This window comes from Actinoplanes hulinensis, from assembly GCF_019429605.1.
Classification (GTDB): Bacteria; Actinomycetota; Actinomycetes; order Mycobacteriales; family Micromonosporaceae; genus Actinoplanes; species Actinoplanes campanulatus.
The window spans coordinates 23,967-40,646 of the sequence record NZ_JAHXZI010000003.1 but is presented as its reverse complement, the minus strand read 5'-3'; the positions used below and the strand labels follow the sequence as shown (position 1 = coordinate 40,646).

Annotated in this window: 16 protein-coding genes; 4 read left to right on the top strand and 12 right to left on the bottom strand. The window is 69.0% G+C overall.

What is annotated here, in order from left to right; all coding sequences use genetic code 11:
- The first annotated feature begins 247 nt into the window (after window positions 1–247).
- Window positions 248–820: a transposase gene (locus KZ829_RS06585; protein WP_220142948.1), complete on the top strand. Its 573-nt coding sequence runs from the start codon at window positions 248–250 to the stop codon at window positions 818–820.
- Between the two features lie 199 nt (window positions 821–1,019).
- Here the strand turns inward: KZ829_RS06585 and KZ829_RS06580 are convergent, their stop codons facing one another.
- The 7 genes from KZ829_RS06580 to KZ829_RS06550 all read right to left on the bottom strand — a co-directional run bounded on the left by KZ829_RS06580 (window position 1,020) and on the right by KZ829_RS06550 (window position 7,794).
- A complete protein-coding gene (locus KZ829_RS06580) occupies window positions 1,020–1,643 on the bottom strand; it encodes an SLATT domain-containing protein (RefSeq protein WP_220142947.1) in 624 nt (207 codons plus the stop codon).
- Window positions 1,644–1,910: 267 nt separating this feature from the next.
- Window positions 1,911–2,468 (bottom strand): dihydrofolate reductase family protein, encoded by a 558-nt coding sequence (locus KZ829_RS06575; protein WP_220142946.1) that lies wholly within the window; start codon window positions 2,466–2,468, stop codon window positions 1,911–1,913.
- A gap of 450 nt (window positions 2,469–2,918) precedes the next feature.
- Window positions 2,919–4,028, bottom strand: a complete 1,110-nt coding sequence (locus KZ829_RS06570; RefSeq protein ID WP_220142945.1) for a CapA family protein — start codon at window positions 4,026–4,028, stop codon at window positions 2,919–2,921.
- Between the two features lie 398 nt (window positions 4,029–4,426).
- Window positions 4,427–4,867 (bottom strand): hypothetical protein, encoded by a 441-nt coding sequence (locus KZ829_RS06565; RefSeq protein WP_220142944.1) that lies wholly within the window; start codon window positions 4,865–4,867, stop codon window positions 4,427–4,429.
- A gap of 314 nt (window positions 4,868–5,181) precedes the next feature.
- Window positions 5,182–6,303, bottom strand: a complete 1,122-nt coding sequence (locus KZ829_RS42735) for an NUDIX domain-containing protein (RefSeq protein ID WP_308285363.1) — start codon at window positions 6,301–6,303, stop codon at window positions 5,182–5,184.
- Window positions 6,300–7,046, bottom strand: coding sequence for a class I SAM-dependent methyltransferase (locus KZ829_RS06555; RefSeq protein ID WP_220142943.1), 747 nt, complete (start codon window positions 7,044–7,046; stop codon window positions 6,300–6,302). Before KZ829_RS06555 ends, KZ829_RS42735 begins: the two co-directional genes overlap by 4 nt.
- Window positions 7,047–7,353: 307 nt before the next feature.
- Complete coding sequence (locus KZ829_RS06550) at window positions 7,354–7,794, bottom strand: Lrp/AsnC family transcriptional regulator (RefSeq protein ID WP_308285362.1); 441 nt, start codon at window positions 7,792–7,794, stop codon at window positions 7,354–7,356.
- Between the two features lie 106 nt (window positions 7,795–7,900).
- Between KZ829_RS06550 and KZ829_RS06545 the strand changes: the two genes are divergently transcribed.
- Window positions 7,901–8,860, top strand: a complete 960-nt coding sequence (locus KZ829_RS06545) for an SMP-30/gluconolactonase/LRE family protein (RefSeq protein WP_246635211.1) — start codon at window positions 7,901–7,903, stop codon at window positions 8,858–8,860.
- A gap of 83 nt (window positions 8,861–8,943) precedes the next feature.
- On the opposite strand, the gene KZ829_RS06540 is transcribed toward KZ829_RS06545, so the two are convergent.
- Window positions 8,944–9,285 (bottom strand): ArsR/SmtB family transcription factor, encoded by a 342-nt coding sequence (locus KZ829_RS06540; protein ID WP_220142941.1) that lies wholly within the window; start codon window positions 9,283–9,285, stop codon window positions 8,944–8,946.
- A gap of 189 nt (window positions 9,286–9,474) precedes the next feature.
- Between KZ829_RS06540 and KZ829_RS06535 the strand changes: the two genes are divergently transcribed.
- A complete protein-coding gene (locus KZ829_RS06535; protein ID WP_220142940.1) occupies window positions 9,475–10,341 on the top strand; it encodes a TIGR03620 family F420-dependent LLM class oxidoreductase in 867 nt (288 codons plus the stop codon).
- Between the two features lie 414 nt (window positions 10,342–10,755).
- Here the strand turns inward: KZ829_RS06535 and KZ829_RS06530 are convergent, their stop codons facing one another.
- The 3 genes from KZ829_RS06530 to KZ829_RS06520 all read right to left on the bottom strand — a co-directional run bounded on the left by KZ829_RS06530 (window position 10,756) and on the right by KZ829_RS06520 (window position 13,723).
- A complete protein-coding gene (locus tag KZ829_RS06530) occupies window positions 10,756–11,394 on the bottom strand; it encodes a DUF4360 domain-containing protein (protein ID WP_220142939.1) in 639 nt (212 codons plus the stop codon).
- A gap of 287 nt (window positions 11,395–11,681) precedes the next feature.
- Entirely contained in the window at window positions 11,682–12,509 is an 828-nt protein-coding gene (locus tag KZ829_RS06525) for an aldo/keto reductase (protein WP_220142938.1), read from the bottom strand.
- A gap of 26 nt (window positions 12,510–12,535) precedes the next feature.
- Window positions 12,536–13,723, bottom strand: coding sequence for an MFS transporter (locus tag KZ829_RS06520; RefSeq protein ID WP_220142937.1), 1,188 nt, complete (start codon window positions 13,721–13,723; stop codon window positions 12,536–12,538).
- 132 nt (window positions 13,724–13,855) lie between these two features.
- Between KZ829_RS06520 and KZ829_RS06515 the strand changes: the two genes are divergently transcribed.
- On the top strand, window positions 13,856–14,293 hold the full coding sequence (locus KZ829_RS06515; protein ID WP_220142936.1) for a MarR family winged helix-turn-helix transcriptional regulator: 438 nt from the start codon (window positions 13,856–13,858) through the stop codon (window positions 14,291–14,293).
- 43 nt (window positions 14,294–14,336) lie between these two features.
- Here KZ829_RS06515 and KZ829_RS06510 read toward each other — a convergent pair whose 3' ends face one another.
- Window positions 14,337–16,520, bottom strand: a complete 2,184-nt coding sequence (locus KZ829_RS06510; protein WP_220142935.1) for a hypothetical protein — start codon at window positions 16,518–16,520, stop codon at window positions 14,337–14,339.
- Between the last annotated feature and the right edge of the window lie 160 nt (window positions 16,521–16,680).

The window sequence follows — 16,680 nt, the reverse complement described above, 5'->3', positions numbered from 1 at the left end:
TTTGGCGATGTTCGCAAGCCAACCTCGGCTGTTCAGGCTGAATGCGCGGCATCGAGGGCGATAAGGGAAAGGTGTGCCTGACCTGCAAGGATGTGGGCGTCTAGACCATGTCCACAGCAGAATCGGGTGCACCTTTCTGGCGAGAAAGGGTAGCGGGTGGGATCAGCGGCTGGTCGTCGGCTCGGGCGGGAAGGGTCTGGTCGGTCACGCCGGTGCGGTCCTGCTGCGTAAATGTGCGGACCGGACCGTGAAGTTCACCGTCGGCTGGACCATCACCGACACGGACGAGGCCGCGATCGAGCTGCTGCCCGCCGGGGCGTGGTCCGACAGCCTGAACCAGGACGGCACCGCCACCAACAGTGCGCATGTGGCCGAACTGACCGGCCTAAACCACCGGCTGCACGCGTGGACCGGCACGCTGCGGCTGCTGGTACGGCGCACGAAACCCTCGGCCCGGCACGCCAAGAACCTCACCGACCTGGAGAAACCGACCGGCTGGCGCTACGGTCAAGTCCGTTGTGGAAAGGCGATGGGCCTGCGCAAGCTGCCTTCGAAAGCCTGGACGGCCAACCGCGACTGGGTCCTGGCCTGCAACATCGCCACTGATCTGGCCGTCTGGACGAGGCTGGTCGCCCTGCACGACCAGCCGGATCTCGCTCACGCCGAACCCGACACGCTGCGCTACCGGCTGCTGCACCTACCCGCGAATCTGGCTGCCCACGCCCGCCGCCGTGTCCTGTCGGTCCCCGATACCTGGCCCTGGGCCGAGGCGTTCACCCGCTGCCGGCAACGCCTCAGCCTGTTACCCCTGCCAACCTGACCCTCTCCCCTGCACCTACCAGCAGAGAGGCCGTGTCCGAGCTTCGGAGACCTCGCGCGTCCACAGCGTCACGTGGCAGATCCACACCCGCCACAGGCAGACAAAACGCTCAAGCCGAAACGGTCAGGCAGGGAGCAGTGCCCTCTGACGGATCGAGGCCAAGAGCCGAAACCATCCGTCTGGATTACATCGGCCATCGTCAGAAACCTTCGGCGAACCAGACGCCGAACGGCACCAGAAGCGCGACAGGGACGGCCAGAGTGAGATAGGGAAATGCCATCAACACAAAAGACCCGAGCCAGGTGAAAAAATTGCGAGTCCGATCCCAAAGGGCCACGCCAGAGTATACCGGAGGCGGTTGAGTTTTCCGAAAGTCTTGCTGGTTATGGTTCTCGGAGGACGCCATCGCGGCATCATATTCCCCCTGCAATTTTTGGTATCTTTCGAGTCTATCCGGTCCTGCGTGCTCCTTAAGGTTCTCTGCCGCTAATGAAATTTGCTGGATCCGCTTGTAATTTTCTTCCATTGCCTTCGCCCTGGTTCCATACCCAACACCGGAAACCACGAGCGACACCGCCAGAGAGAATACCGCCAGCGCGACCATTAGCGCGTCGCCACCCTTGCCGTACATGTCTCTCTCGGTCAGAATTCCAACTGAGGCGATAGCCGTCGAGGTCGACAATGCAACAAGAGCGATGTTCCACGCCATGTTGGCATGCGCCAGGCGGCGACAAGCGTTGAGTCGACTCAGGTAGGTTCTGTAGCTTCTTCTCTCCAGCCGCTCTACAGCCGGTGAAATATCATCATTTACAATTCCGGCCATCTTTCCCTCACATTGAATTTAGGCGAAGTCGTCCCGCCACTTGATCTTGGCGCAACCTGCCTCCTCGGGCCAACGCGACGTCTGGGCGCCATTCAAGATCATTCACACAGTTCGGCCCAGAGCCGGAAACGTGGCCCAGACAGGCGCCTCCCCTGAGGCCGGGACGGAGTGTTTTCCATGATCAATGTGCAGGAGTTCGGGTCCCGCCCTGGAGACGTCGGCGGGTGAGCTCAAGCATGTCGATCAACCAGCCGTGCTGCCGGTGATTCAGCGCGCGCGGCGGTAGTGCATGGCCACCACGCCGTTGCGGAGCGGCTTCGCCGATAGCAGCTCGAGCTGGCGCGTGCCGGGCAGCCCGCCCTGGTAAAGCGTCGGGCCGTGGCCGGCGATCCTGGGATGGACGAGCAGCTGGTACTCGTCGATCAGGTCCAGCCGGTCGAGTTCGGTCGCGAGCTTGCCGCTTCCGAGGAGGACCCCGGCCGGGGTCGCGTCCTTGAGCCTCTGCACACCCTCGCGCAGATCGCCGGCGATGTGGTGGCTGTTGGTCCACGGGAAGTCCTTGCGCGTCGCCGACACCACGTACTTGGGTTTGGCCTCCAGCTTGGCCGCCCACTCGCGCATGGCCGGCGGAGCCTCCTCGTCGCCGCGGGCGACGGCCGGCCAATAGCTCTCCATCATCTCGTAGGTGACGCGACCCCACAGCATGGCCCCGGCCTCGTCCATGAGGCGGGTGAAGAGGGCGTGCGTCTCGTCGTCAGCGATCCCCTCTTGATGGTCAACGCAACCATCCAGGGTGAGGTTGAGGCTGAAGGTAAGGAGTCCCATGCCCGGCGACTCTAACGCTACTACGGCGCTGCATCCGCGAGCTCGAGGTATACGCGCCCCGTCTCGCTGAAGTCGTCGGTCGGGACGAGCCTGCGCTCGCATCCTCCATCCGTCGATCATGGCTCGCTGCCGACTGCTGCACGACCCATGGTCATAAGGCGAAACACTCACGACCAGGTCGGGTCCCCGACGCTCGCCCGATGAACCCTCCCGGCGGGTGAGCGGGTGCCCGCCACGAATCAAGGGTTGCAGGCGCTGCGCCTCAACCAAAAGCTCCGCAGCGCTGCCGAAGTCCATGGCACAGCGGATCGCCTACGGGAGTGGGAGGAAGTTGAAATGGGGCGCAGGCCGCCAAGATCGCGACGGTTGAGATCTCGCGAACCCATTGCAGGTTTCGCGGCGAGTTGACCGGGCCCAGATGCTCTCCGGCGTGAGTTGGTCACTGGTGAGTCACGGCTGCAGGTGGAGCATGCCGTCATCGGCGTGCGTCACCTGCATCCCGAAAGGGCGGCTGATCCGACCGAGGGCACAGCGCAGGCGCTCCGCGTCAGCAGGGGTGGCGTGGTGCAGGCGCATTCGGCGGGCCTGCATCGGCGCCATGCGCAGCCGGACCAGGCGGCCGGTGTCCTGGTCGATCGACGCGAAGTACAGCAGGCGTAGATCGTCACGGTATTCCTCGTAGCCGCTGATGCCCTCGTAGTCGTCGATGAGGTCGCCGCAGCCGTACAAGATCAGCTTGCCGTGGTGGACCTCGATCGGCCGTGGATGGTGCGAGGAGTGCCCGTGTACGACGTCCACCCCGCCGTCGATGAGCCGGTGCGCGAAGCCGACCTGGTCGGCAGTAACCTCGTAGCCCCAATTGGATCCCCAGTGGATCGAGGCCACGACGAGGTCGCCGGGGCGCTTGACCCGCTGCACCTGGTCGGCGACCGCACTGGCGACGACATCGGACAACTCTGCCAGGAGGTTGACGCCCGCCCGATCCGCGGTGGCGGCCCAGTCCTGCGGGATGCCGCTGGACCGGGTGCCGAAGGAGAAGACCACGACTCGGCCGCCACCAGCCACCGGGACCATCGTGGATCGTTCCGCCAGGTCCGCGTCACGGCCCGCGCCCACCGCCGGGATCTCCGCCGCGACCAGGGCAGTCAGCGTCTCGGCGAGTCCCGGGAGGCCGAAGTCGAGTACATGGTTGTTGGCCAGGGCGCAGGCATCGGGCCGGACCGCGGTCAGGCAGGCGATGTTGGCGGGAGCCATTCGGTAGTGAACACCCTTGACGGGGTCGGGTTCGTCGCAGCAGGTGATGCTCGTCTCCAAGTTGATCACCCGCGCATCGGGGGCGATGTCGTCGAGCAACGGCAGGGCGTCGCCCCAGGGCCAGGCGGCGTCGACCGGGAGCGGGATCGGACCGTTCACCGCCTCCGCCAACTCGATGTAGGTCCGCGCGTCCCGGACATGCCGCTCCCATAGTCGCGGGTCGCCAGGGTGCGCCAGGATCTGGTCGACGCCGCGGCCGGTCATCACGTCGCCGCCGAGGAGCACCGTCACCAGATGATCGGGCACGCCTTACACGGTAGTCACCGAAGCCGGTCCCGGCGGGCGGATCCCCGTTGTGACGGAGAGGTCGGACCCGCCCGATCGTGTGGTCCATATCACGTCGTTGGCCGCCACGTCGGCCAGGATGGCCGCGGTGGCCCAGCCGGTCCGGTCGCTCGGTGGGGCCAGGTGGAACTCGGCTGCCGCAGTGTCTCCGCTGCGGTGGTGGTCTTGCCGCCGCAGGTGATCAATGCCGGCACATCGACCGCCAGCGGTGTCGTCGGATGGGTCGATCCCGTTCCTTCCCGGTACCGGAGAGAACACTGTACGGATCGGCATCGTTCAGCGGCTCAACCAGGCATCCGGACGGGACCGGCAAGCCGGCGACCCGCTGGAGGTGCTCGCCGGCTGATGCGGCGCCCCGGTCAGTACCGGTCGAGCCCCACCTGCGCGAACTCGTCGACCTTGTCGGTGGCCTGCACGCCGAGGGTACGCAGCCCGTGGTTGATCGCCATGTTCTCGGGATCGACCCAGACGTGGGGTGGCCCGTCGTCCTCGGTGCTGGTCAGCCACGGCCCGAAGAGGATCTCACCGTCGCGCCAGGCGATGACGTCGTGCGTGCCGCAGCCGCCGAAGAACTCGGAGTACACGTACATCACATCGCCGTCGGCGGACAGCTCGCGGGCCCAACGCTCGACGCCCACGCTCAGCCGCAGGAATCCGTCGCCGACCCGCCGGTCGCCGCCATCCAGCCCCAGCGCGGCGCGTGTCTCGTTGGTGAGATCGACGAACCAGATCCCCTCGACGTCCAGCGGCACCGCCGCGGCTCCCGAGGGCAGCGGCCCTTCGGGCGGCGTGGTGCTCATGATGACGATCCCCTCGACCGTCCCTCCCATGTGGCGTCCCCTCTCGATCGATGAATCAGGGCAGTCGATCATCGTATCGACCGGTAGCCACCCTGCCGGCATACCCGGCGAGAACGCGCAGCGAGGCGGAATCGGGTATGTCCGGGGACGAACCCGTCGCCGTTCCGTCGAGCTGCGAGACCACGGACGTACGCTGGTCGGCTCGTGCTGGAAATGCCGTTCGCGCCGTCGATCACCGGTGTGACCTCCCCCGGCGACTGGATCGGCGTGCTCGCCGTCCCGTTCGACGAGTTGCCGATCTGAGCGGCAGCCGTTCACGGACGGTTGTGTACGAACCAGGCGTCACCCGAGGACAGTGCGACGGCGACTTCCCACCGGCTGAGTGGGAGGTTGGGGGCGAGCGCCTTGAGCTGGCCGGCGGCGGTCCACGCGTCATCGCCGGGTGACGGGCGACAGCCGACCTGGAACTGGAGCATGGTGCCCCAGGCCGCGACCAGGCGGGCGTCCCAACGGTCCCGCCACTGTGCCAGTATTTCGGCGAGTTTCTGCTGGTATTCGCGGGTGAGCGCGCCGTAGAAGTCCACCCAGTACGCCGAGGTGCGCACGTCGGTGGTGGGTGTGAGCAGCAGCATGACGCTGTCGGGGGTGTACCAGTATTCGGTCTGGGCGATGACCCGCACCCGGTCGTGTACGCGGGCGTGCAGGTCGGCGTCGGTGAGCAGCCGGTCGTACAGGGCTCGTTCCAGTGCCGGGACGGGCGCCGGCAGCGGCACGTCGGAGACCAGGTTCGTCAGGTCGATGCCGCCCGTACCGTGTGTGTAGAACTCGATCTCGCCTTCGCCGACCTGGTCGTCTTCGTTGTGGTCCCGGTAGGCGGCCCAGGGTTCGGACGTCGCGGCGGCCTCGGCGAACGCCCGCAGTTCCGGCTCCGGCGGGCTCGGCGCGGGTTCGGGCTGGATCCGGATGGTGTCGTCGAAGTCGTCGGTGACCAGAAAGGGCAGGCGTCCGAGGACCGGTACGAGTGCGTCGGCGGCCTGCCAGGCCTCGTGCAGGCTGCCGGGGTCGATGTCGGTGACCAGGACGGTGCCCGAGGGGCCGTGCCCGATCGGCAGGCCGGCCAGCGGTGTGCCGGCGAATGCGGCTTCGATCCGGTCGAGGTCGTCTTCCACGACCGAAGTATCTCCGATCATCGATGCGGGGTGTCCGATGGCCCCGGCCGGCGGGCCGTCCGCGGCTGGTGGGTGTCTGCCCGGCCGTTCCTCGTGGATTTCCCGTACGAGTGCCGCGGTGGGCCGCTCCCCCGGTTCCACGTGGCCGCCGGGCATGTCCCAGAGGTCGGGGTACCAGCGTTTCCGGGGTGATCGGTGCACGAGCAGGATCCGGTTGCCGTCGCGCAGCAGTGCCGTGACGATGGGGGCCTTCGGTGTGTCGGTCACGCGGCCTCGCAGACGCAGAGTTGGAGCGGGGTGTCGGCGGCGAACGGCCGGCCGGACCAGTCGCCGAGGCGTTCGATGAGGCGTAGGCCGCCGAGGGTGAGGAGTAGCGGCAGTTCCTGCGGGAAGATGCTTCGGATGTCGAGTGGCGCGACGACGAAGTCGGGTTCGGCGTCGGTCGAGAGGTGCCACGTTCCGCGGGTGACCTGTGCGTGTGCGTCGTAGGTCTCGGCGACATCGACGGTGACGATGCCGCGGTCGGGGTCCGGGAATGTCTCCCGGGTACGGCGGACGCCGTCGGCTCGGGCGAGCAGGCGTACGTTCGGGTTGAAGACGTCGAAGACGAATCGCCCTCCCGGTGCCAGGTGCCGGCGGATCGTGCGGAAGCAGGTCACCAGGTCGCCGGCCTCGTGCAGGTGCAGCAGCGAGTTGGCTGCGATGAACACGAAGTCGAAGGTGCGGCCGAGGTCGAAGGCGCGCATGTCGCCCCGCAGCCATCGCACGGTCACGCCGCGGTCGCCGGCCTTACGCCGGGCTTCGGCCAGCATGTCGGTGGAGAGGTCCAGGCCGGTGCACGGGTGCCCGTCGGCGGCGATCGGGATCAGCTTGTGGCCGGTGCCGCATCCGAGTTCCAGTACGCTGCCGCCCTGCTGGTTGGCGGCGTCGCGGTAGAAGTCGGCTCCGGGGCCACTGCCGGGGAACATCAGGTCGTACAGCCGGGCGTGCGTGTAGAACGCATCGCTCATCGAGGGCCTCCGGGGGCAGCGGCTTCGGCAGGTCCTTCATGGAACACCATGGCGGCACCAGCCGGTGAAGGGGAAGGTCTGTGCGCCGCCGGTGTCGGCCCCACGGTGTCTCGGTGGGATTTGAACCCACGTCTCGCTTCCCCGAGGGGAGAGCGAAATCCTAGGCCGCTAGACGACGAGACACGGGGAAGATACAGCAGTGAAGCGCCCCTCGCCCGCGTGTTTCCGGGGCGGGGCAATGGCCTGCCCGCATCTCGCGAACCGGTCTCGGCCTCGTCAGCTGGAGAAGGTTCGGAGTGAAGCCCCGTCACGCCTGCGGCGAGACAGGTCGCTCGAAGAAGGTTTCCAGCACCACCGTGGCCTGTGTCCCGCTGACGCCGTCGATCGCGTAGATCCGGCGCAACACGTCCTGTAGCAGTTCGGTCGTCGCCGTCCTGATTTTCACCAGGACCGAGGCGCTGCCGGCGATGATGTGCGCCTCCACGATCTCGGGCAGCGCCGCGAAGTCCTCCGCCGCGTCGCCCATCCAAGACGTCGAGTCGATCATGACGAAAGCCAGGACGCCGCCGCCCACCACGGCCGGGTCCACCTCAACCGTGGTCCGCCGGATAACGCCGCGCTCCCGCAGCTTCCGTACGCGCTCATGGGCCGCGCCGGCGGAGAGACCGACCGCCTGCCCCAGCCCGGCGTAGGACTGGGTGGCGTCCTCTTGGAGCTTCGCCAGCAGCGCTCTATCGATGTGATCCACGGAACTCCATTCATGTATTTCTTGATGACACCATACTGCATACGACAGTATCGGCTTTAGACCGAACGAGGTTCGGAAACCCATGGGGGCGGGAAGGGACGGTTCCATGAACGGCGATGGCTCGGCACTGTATGAGATGTTCGACGACAGGTTCCGTACCGGGCGGTGCATGAACGGTGACGACCGGCTGGAGGTGCTGTATACCGGCTGCCGCTGGGCAGAGGGGCCGATCTACCTGCCGGCCTGGCGACAGGTGATCTGGAGCGACATCCCGAACGACCGGATGCTGCGCTGGGAGGAAGAAACCGGCACGGTCAGCGTCTTTCGCCGCTCCGCCGGGCACACCAACGGCAACACCGTCGACCAGCAGGGCCGCCTGATCACTTGCGAACAGGGCAACCGCCGAGTGACACGAACCGAACACGACGGCACCATCACCGTGCTAGCTGACCGATGGCAGGGCAAGCGCCTGAACAGCCCGAACGATGCGGCGGTGAAATCCGATGGTTCGATCTGGTTCTCCGACCCGGATTTCGGCATCACCAGCGACTACGAGGGCTACCGCGCGCACAGCGAGATCGGCTCCAACAACGTCTACCGCATCGATCCGGCCACCGGCACCGTGCAGCTCGTCGCGGACTGCTTCGGCGCACCGAACGGCTTGGTCTTCTCCAACGACGAGCGGCAACTGTTCGTCTCCGACACCCGGGCGGGCTTCATCCGGGTCTTCGACGTACGCGATGACGGCACCCTGTCCGAGGGCCGGATCTTCGCCGAAGCGGGTGCCCGCGAGAACGCCCGCTTCGACAACCTCCGCTTCGACGACGCCAACCGGCTATGGGCCGCTGCGATGGACGACGGTGTGCACTGCTACGACCCTGACGGCACGCTGCTCGGGCGGCTGAACATCCCCCAGTCGGTGGCCAACATCTCCTGGGGCGGCGCCAAGCGCAACCGCCTCTTCATCGCCGCCGAGACCAGCCTCTACTCGGTAGTCATGGGCATCACGGGAACACACCCGACCGGACCAGGACGCCGGCCCTGGCTGGACGCGCAGTCCCGGTGAAGGCGGCTGAGCCGATCAACACGGCTCCGTCCCAGTCATACGTCCGGATCTGGCCACAGATAGCTCCACCCCAGCGACTCGCGTCATCCGCGTGACGGTCCGCCGCCGGCCTCGGCGTCGCGGCGGGCGCTGGCGAGGATGGCCGGCAGCAGGCCGGGGAATCGGGATTCGAGGTCGGCGGTGCGCAGCGAGTTGAGGATCGCGGTGCCCTGGTAGCGCTGCTCGATGATGCCGGCCTCGCGCAGTACCCGGAAGTGGTGGGTGGAGGTCGACTTGCCGACCGGCAGCCCGAACGACAGGCAGGCCTGCTGGTGGTAGCCGTCGGCCAGCCGGCACACGATCATGCGGCGGATCGGGTCGGCGAGCGCGGACAGGATCGTGTCCAGGTGGAAGTCCTGTGGGCTGGGATGCTCCAGGGTACGCATCGATGGCTCTCCGCGGCTCGTGCTTGAAGTACGCCGGTCATCGTACTAATGTCACCCGTTGTACGAACACCGTCGTACTATCCCTGAACGGCCTCTATTCGGCGCGGAGCTGGACCGCTACATCGAGTCCCGGGCCGCCTTCGGCCGCGTGCTCCTCATCCCCTGACCCTTCAAATCGGGAGGAAAACCATGCAACGGTACGGTCTATGGGCGCCCGCAGGAATCTGGCCGGCCGACCCGGACGCGGTCGCGGATGCCGCCCGCGAGATCGAACGGCTGGGGTTCGGGGCGTTCTGGATCGGCGGCAGCCCTCCCGACGACCTGGCCCTGGCCGACGCGATCCTCGCCGCCACCAGCACGCTCACCGTCGGCACCAGCATCGTCGACATCTGGACCAGCGACGGCGACCGGCTGGCGGCCTCACACGCACGGCTCCGGCAGGCGTACCCGGGCCGGTTCTATCTCGGGGTGGGCTCGGGGCACGCCCCGACCGCCGAGTCGCGCGGCCAGTCCTACACGCGCCCGCTGACCAGGCTGCGGGAGTTCCTCACCGGACCGTTGGCCGAGGTGCCGGCGAAGGAGCGGATGATCGCCGCGCTCGGCCCGAAGACCCTGCAGACAGCGGGTGAGCTGACCGCCGGCGCACTGCCGTACCTGATGCCGCCCGCGCACACCGCCGAGGCGCGCCGCATCCTCGGGGACGGGCCGCTGCTCGTACCGGAACAGAAGGTCTTCCTCGGCACGGACGCCGCCGTGGCCCGCCAGGCGGGCCGGCGGGCGCTGCGAATCTATCTGCCGTTGCCCAACTACACCCGTCAGCTGATCCGGTACGGGCTGGACGAGCCCGATCTGGCCGGCGAGGGCAGCGACCGGTTCATCGACTCGGCCGTCGTCTGGGGTGACGACGACCGGGTCCGCGCCGGCATCGACGCCCACCTGGACGCGGGCGCCGACCACGTGGCGGTTCAGGTCCTCACCGAGGCCGGCTCCCCACGTGAACTGCCTCTCGCCGAGTGGCGGCGGCTGGCCGTCCTGCTCGGACTCGATCAGGCCTGAGCCTTCACCCCAGCCCGGGACCGGCACTCGACGGTCCCGGGCCCACGTCTCTCACCGGGACGCGCGCGGCGGGATGCCGCTAGGAACACTGATCCGGATCGGACGCCGCCGGGGCGCAGCTGGCGAGCGGCCTCGTCCACGCTGCGATAGTTCTCGACCGGGTCGCCGGGCTGGCCCAGCACCCGCCGCGCCGCCACGAGCGGGTCGGTGACCAGGTGTACCTTGACCGCACCCTTGAAGATATCGGCCGCCGCGACAGCCGGATCGGAATGCGAGAGGATCCCCGAAGCGCAGGAGTCAGGGTCTGAATGCGAGCTTGCTGTGACCGCGGTTTCGACAGCCGCCGCGCACGCCCACAAGGAGCGCCGCGGGCCCGGGGCGCTTGCGCGACCGGGCCTCGGCGAGGGTCGCCTGTCAGCACTTCTTCCAGGTGACGTGGTAGACGGTGTCGAGGTTGCCGTCGGTGGAGTCCATGGTGAGGAAGCTGGTGGCCCTGCTCTTGTCGGACCAGCCGGCGTTGACGCGCAGTTCGGTGTTGACGTTGAGGTAGCGCTGCTCCCCGCACGGTAGGAACGACACCGAGTTGATGCCGAAGCTGTCGGTGCGCTGCCAGTCGCCGTCGGTCGGCCCGGTGAACTGGTGACGCGACCGGTGGGTTCGCGCTTCGCCCTGGAAGTAGTAGAACGACGACTGGGTCGCCGACGCGCCCTTCTCCAGGCGGGCGTAACCGCGGTGGTCGGTGCTGGCGATGGCGTAGGTGAAGCCCTGCGGGACGTCGACGTTCAGGGCGAGTTGGCAGTTCTTGCGGAAGTCCAGCGGTTTGGCGCCGGCACCGACCTGGGCGGTGAATTCGCTGTAGGTGACGGTGAAGGCCTTGTTGTCCGGCGACACGGTCACGTCTGCGGTGCCGAGCGGGCAGCCGGAGCCGTTGGCGGCGACCACGTCGATGACCATCTCGTCGACCGGGAACGGCGCGGGGGCCGCGGCCGCCGGTACGACGGTCGCCGCGAGTGCGGCGAGCAGGGTGGTTGCGGTGACGACGGCGTTGCGCATGACGACCTCTTTCGAAGTGGGTGCGAGTTGGTCTTGGGTGCGAGCCGATTCGACCTGCCGCCGTAACGTACGTTTCGTCACTTTATGTCCGCAATGACGCCGCACCCCACCATGATCACTTACAGGTGACTTTCGGGTGCTTTACGGCCAAGCGGTTGATCAACCCATAGGCCGGTCGGTCCCGTCTTTCCGACGGACGGCCGATCCAGCTGCCGAACGGCCAGCACCGCGCACCCGGACCCACGAACCCGGTGGACGGGCCGCGGGTCCGGGCGTACGCATCGGGGTCAGCCGTTGAAGGTTGCCGGGTGGGGCCCGGTGCGCCCGTCACGGTCGAGGGCGTCGATCGCGGCCAGTTCGCCGGTGGTGAGCTCGAAGCCGAAGACGTCGAGGTTGGCGGCGATGCGTGCGGGTGTCACCGACTTGGGGATCACGATGCGGCCCTGCTGCACGTGCCACCGCAGGATGACCTGGGCCGGGGTGACGCCGTGTGCCCGCGCGGCCGCGACGACCGGGGCCTCGGTGAGGACGGCGCCCTGCGCGAGCGGGCTCCACGCCTCGGTGGCGACGCCGCGGGCGTGGCCGGCGGCGGCCGTCGCGCGGTTCTGCAGGGCCGGGTGCAGTTCGATCTGGTTGACGGCGGGAACGGTGCCGCCCAGCGCGATCACGCGGTCCAGGTGTTCCGGGAGGAAGTTGGAGACGCCGATCGCGCGGGTCAGGCCTTCGGTGTACAGGTCTTCCAGGCCCTGCCAGGCGTCCAGGTAGGCATCGGTGGCGGGGGCGGGCCAGTGGATCAGGTACAGGTCGACCCGGTCCAGGGCGAGCCGCTCCAGGCTGGCGTGCAGAGCGTCCCGGGCGGAGGTACGGCCCAGGTCGGCGATCCACAGCTTGGTGGTGACGAACAGGTCGTCGCGGGGCAGGCCGGAGGTGGCGATCGCCCGGCCGACGCCGGTCTCGTTGCCGTAGACGGCGGCGGTGTCGATGCTGCGGTAGCCGGTCTCCAGGGCGGTGGTGACGGCGGCCTGGGTCTGCGCGTCGGGGATCTGCCAGACGCCGAAGCCGACCCGCGGGACGGTGACGCCGTTGTTGAGAGTGACGGCGGGGATGTGGGTCATCGTTTCCTCGTTCGGTACGGGTGTGGTCAGCGCGCGGCGGTTGCCGGCACGAGGGTGGTGCGGTCGGCGAATTCGCCGCCGGGCAGGCGGGTCGCCAGCAGGTAGACGAGCAGGGCGGCGGTGGTGACGGCGGCGCCGGCCCACAGCGGTGAGGTGTAGCCCAGGCCCGCGGCGATGGTGCTGCCGCCCAGCCAGGCGCCGAAGGCGTTGCCGACGTTGAAGGCGGCGATGTTCGCGCCGGAGGCCAGGGCCGGCGCCTGGGCGGCGTGGCCGAGGATGCGCATTTGCAGGCCCGGCACGGTGGCGAAGCCGAATCCGCCCATCAGCAGCAGGGCGAGGACGGTGGTGACCTGGTTGCCGGCGGTCAGGGCGAATCCGCCGAGGACGGCGGCGAGCCCGGCGAGCAGCACGATCAGGGTGACCGGGAGGTTGCGGTCGGCTGCCCGGCCGCCGGCGATGTTGCCGGCGAACAGGCCGAGCCCGAACACGATGAGCAGCCACGGAACGGCGGTGGTGGGGAAGCCGCCGACCGCGGTCAGGGTGTAGGCCATGTAGCTGAACGCGCCGAACATGCCGCCGTACCCGAGGATCGTCACCAGGATCGACAGCCAGACCTGGCCGTTGGTGAAGACCCGGAACTCGCGGAGCAGGCTGCCGCCGGCCGGGGCGGGGGTGGCCGGGATCAGGGCGGCGATGCCGGCGAGAGCGAACACGCCGATGACCGCGATCGCCCAGAACGTGGAGCGCCAGCCCGCGGCCTGCCCGAGGAATGTGCCGAGCGGAACGCCGAGCACGTTGGCGACGGTCAGCCCGGCGAACATGATCGAGATGGCCGCGGCCCTCTTCTCGGCCGGCACGAGGTCGGCCGCCACGACCGAGCCGATGCCGAAGAACGCGCCGTGGCACAGCGCGGCGAGGACGCGGCCGAGCATCATCAGGCCGTAGTCGGGGGCGATCGCGGAGAGCAGGTTGCCGGCGATGAACAGCACCATCAGCCCCAGCAGGGCGCGCCGGCGGTCGACGCGGCCCAGCGCGGCGGTGAGCCCGATCGCCCCGACCGCGACGGCCAGGGCGTACCCGGAGATGAGACCTCCGGCGGCCGCCTCCGTCACCTGGAAGTCGGTGGCGACCTCGGGTAGCAGGCCGGCGATCACGAATTCGGTCAGGCCGATGCCGAACCCGCCGATGGCGAGCGCGTACAGAGCGAGGGGCACGGGGAACTCCTTTTGGCGTGCAATAACAAGCGCGTGCACTAGTTGCATGTGCAACGAGTGAATAGTTGCAGGCGCGCTATATCGGCGCAAGGCCGTGTAGGGTGAGCAGCATCTCTGCGGGAAGGGACCGGCATGGGGATTGGCAACGACGCGGTCGAGATCCGCGCCCAGGGCTGGCGCCGACTGGCCGCGCTGCACGGGCTCATCGAGATGGCCCTGGAGAAGGAACTCCAGGCCGCGCACCGGCTCTCGGTGGTGGAGTACACCGTGCTCGACGCGCTGAGCCGCCAGGACGGCTGGCACATGCGCATGCAGCAGCTCGCCCGGGCAGCCGCGCTGTCCAGCAGCGCGACCACCCGCCTGGTCACCCGCCTGGAGGATCGCGGGCTGCTCACCCGCGTCCTGTGCGCCGACGACCGGCGCGGGATCTACACCGAGCTCACCCCGGCCGGCCGACAGCTGCTCGACCAGGCCCGCCCCACCCACGACCGGGTGCTCGAGGAGTCGCTGACCCACGCCGAGAAACTGCCCGAGCTGGAGAGCCTCGTCGCGGCGCTGCACGCGACCTGAGCATCATCCTGGTCGGCGGCGTCGCCGCCACCGGCCGTGGGCGTCACGATGGTCGTGTGCTCGGTTTCGGCGCCGGCCGTTCCGCGTCTGCGCGCTGCCCGCCGGCCGTCGCGCTGTGCTGGTCGATCTGCTGCCACATCGCCTCGTCCGACCAGTAGCCGGTGTGCCGCCTCATCCGCGGCATCGGCTCACCGGCGGTGTAGAAGGCTGACTCCGGGTCCGGCAGCGGCACGTCGACGTCCGCACGCCCGACCGGGCCGCCGATGTAGTCGGTCGGGTAGGAGAAGTTGCGCCAGTCCCGCAGGCCGGCCAACACCCGATCATTGATGTACGCCGGGAACGCCCACCCGTACAGCTTCATGAGCGGCGAACCGAAGGTCGCCAGGACCGCGCGGCCGGGCGGCAGCTGGGCGAGGGCCACGGCGGCCAGGACGCTGCCCTGGCTGTGCGCGACCAGCAGAACCTGGTCGCCGCTGTCGTTCAGCCACCGGATACGGCGATGGATGTCGGGCACCGCCCGCTCGGAGTAGCAGGGCGGCGCGAACGGGTGGAAGGACCGCGGCCAGAACGTGCCGACATCCCACAGCACGCCCAGCCACCGGCGCGCGTCCCGGCGTCCCCAGCCCCACCGCAGCAGCGCCACGCCCGCCACCGGGATCAGCCCGGCCACCACGACGGCGAGCCGGTCGGTGAACGCGTACCGCACGACCATGTCGCCCAGGGACAGCCCGGCGGACACCAGGGCCAGGACCGCGATCGCCACGAGACCGTCGAGCAGGTGGCGGACGTCGAAGGCGTACTCCGCCAGCTCGCGGCCGCGGGCGACCGACCGGACCCACCGCATGCGGCGAAGCCGTTCCCCGGCGCCGAGGTCCCCGGTCGGCAGCGCGCTGCACCGCCAGGCGTCCCACGGCTGCGGTACGGGCGGAGTCGCGTCCGCCCGTCCGGCGTACTCGGCGCGGACCGCCGCCGGACCCGGGCCGTAGCCCGCGGCCGCGTACCGGATCAGCTGGGCCAGCGGAAACGCGATGAACAGCGCCACCGGCGCCAGGGTGAGCATCGGCAGCACGGCCTCGATCAGCGGGAACATCTCGACCCCGGGGCCGAGCGCGTTCACCGCGCCGACGAGGATGCCCACGCCGGCGACGTTGGCGCTGAGCAGGGCGAGCAGGGACACCACGAGCGGGGCTCCCGGCCAGGGCCGGATCGGGCGCGGCACGGTTGCGGTGGCGGCACCGCGGCGAATCCCCAACATGCGGAGCAGGGCGATGCCGGCCAGGATCGGTGCTCTGACGAGGACCAGGACGACGACCAGGGCAAGGGTGCCGATCGCTGTGGTCTCCATGTTCGGCAGGTGTCCGTCGCCGGTGAGATTCGTGGTCCAGGTCTGCCCGGCGGCGGCACACACCGCCAGCGTGGCCGCCACGACCAGCGGCATCACGGCGCGGTCCCCGGCCGTCTCGCACACCAGCAGCACGATCGAGCACCCCAGCAGCAGTCCCGCAGCGGCCGCCGACCAGGGCGCCCGGCTCAACAGGAACGCCAGCCACGACAGCCCGGCGCCGACGTGCAGCAGACTCAACCGGCGTACGGTGTCGGCGCCGTCGAAGAACCGCGGGTCGGTCACACCGCCCGGCAGGGCTGCGGCGTAGCCGCCTCCGTCGGTGGCCGGGGCGACCTCCTCGTACCGGTTGCGGGCTCGCTGGGACAGCAGCCAGAGGATGAGCAGGACCGCCGCGACGACGGCCGCCCCGAGGACCACCCGCTGACCGGCCTCGGGCCGGTCGACCATGCCGTGAGCGATCTTCCGCCACTGCGGCGCCGAGTCGTCGCCGGGGCGCCCACCGAACTGGAAGGCCCAGCAGTCCATGGCGGCGATCGCGACGATCAGCAGCAGGTTGAGGGTGATGCCCAGCGCGGCCAACCGCCCGCAGGCGCGGTGTGCGGCGAACGCCCACCGGTCCGCGCGGGTCCGCGCTGAGCAGGTCCAGCCCGCGAGATTCGCGAGCATGAAGGGGAACAGCAGCAGCCACAGCACCCGGGTGCTGCTCCGTGAGGTCATTCCACCCCAGCAGTACGCCTCGATCCGCCGGCCCCGCTGCTCGGTTTCCGCGGCGTAGAACCCGGCAAGCCGATCACCCCACACCTGCCGGTGGCTCGGGGTGCCGAGCAGCACGTCCGGCCTTGCCCCGCCCACGCCGTGCACCCGCAACTCGGTCACCGCCACCCACCGATTATCGGTTTATGGGGCAAATCGGTCAAATGTAACTATCGGAGCCGGCTGAACCACTCGGCGGCACCCGGCTGCTGCCCCGCCGGGCCGTACCCGTACACCGGCGAAGGCGCCTGGCGCCCGGCGGGCGGCGAGGGGATCGCCTGCCGCCGAT

Coding starts and splice junctions, on each gene's coding strand:
- KZ829_RS06515 (WP_220142936.1), top strand. CDS start 13,856: ATGGGGATTGGCAACGACGCGGTCGAGATCCGCGCCCAGGGCTGGCGC.
- KZ829_RS06535 (WP_220142940.1), top strand. CDS start 9,475: ATGCAACGGTACGGTCTATGGGCGCCCGCAGGAATCTGGCCGGCCGAC.
- KZ829_RS06530 (WP_220142939.1), bottom strand. CDS start 11,394: ATGCGCAACGCCGTCGTCACCGCAACCACCCTGCTCGCCGCACTCGCG.
- KZ829_RS06540 (WP_220142941.1), bottom strand. CDS start 9,285: ATGCGTACCCTGGAGCATCCCAGCCCACAGGACTTCCACCTGGACACG.
- KZ829_RS06575 (WP_220142946.1), bottom strand. CDS start 2,468: ATGGGACTCCTTACCTTCAGCCTCAACCTCACCCTGGATGGTTGCGTT.
- KZ829_RS06525 (WP_220142938.1), bottom strand. CDS start 12,509: ATGACCCACATCCCCGCCGTCACTCTCAACAACGGCGTCACCGTCCCG.
- KZ829_RS06545 (WP_246635211.1), top strand. CDS start 7,901: ATGAACGGCGATGGCTCGGCACTGTATGAGATGTTCGACGACAGGTTC.
- KZ829_RS06555 (WP_220142943.1), bottom strand. CDS start 7,046: ATGAGCGATGCGTTCTACACGCACGCCCGGCTGTACGACCTGATGTTC.
- KZ829_RS06565 (WP_220142944.1), bottom strand. CDS start 4,867: ATGAGCACCACGCCGCCCGAAGGGCCGCTGCCCTCGGGAGCCGCGGCG.
- KZ829_RS06580 (WP_220142947.1), bottom strand. CDS start 1,643: ATGGCCGGAATTGTAAATGATGATATTTCACCGGCTGTAGAGCGGCTG.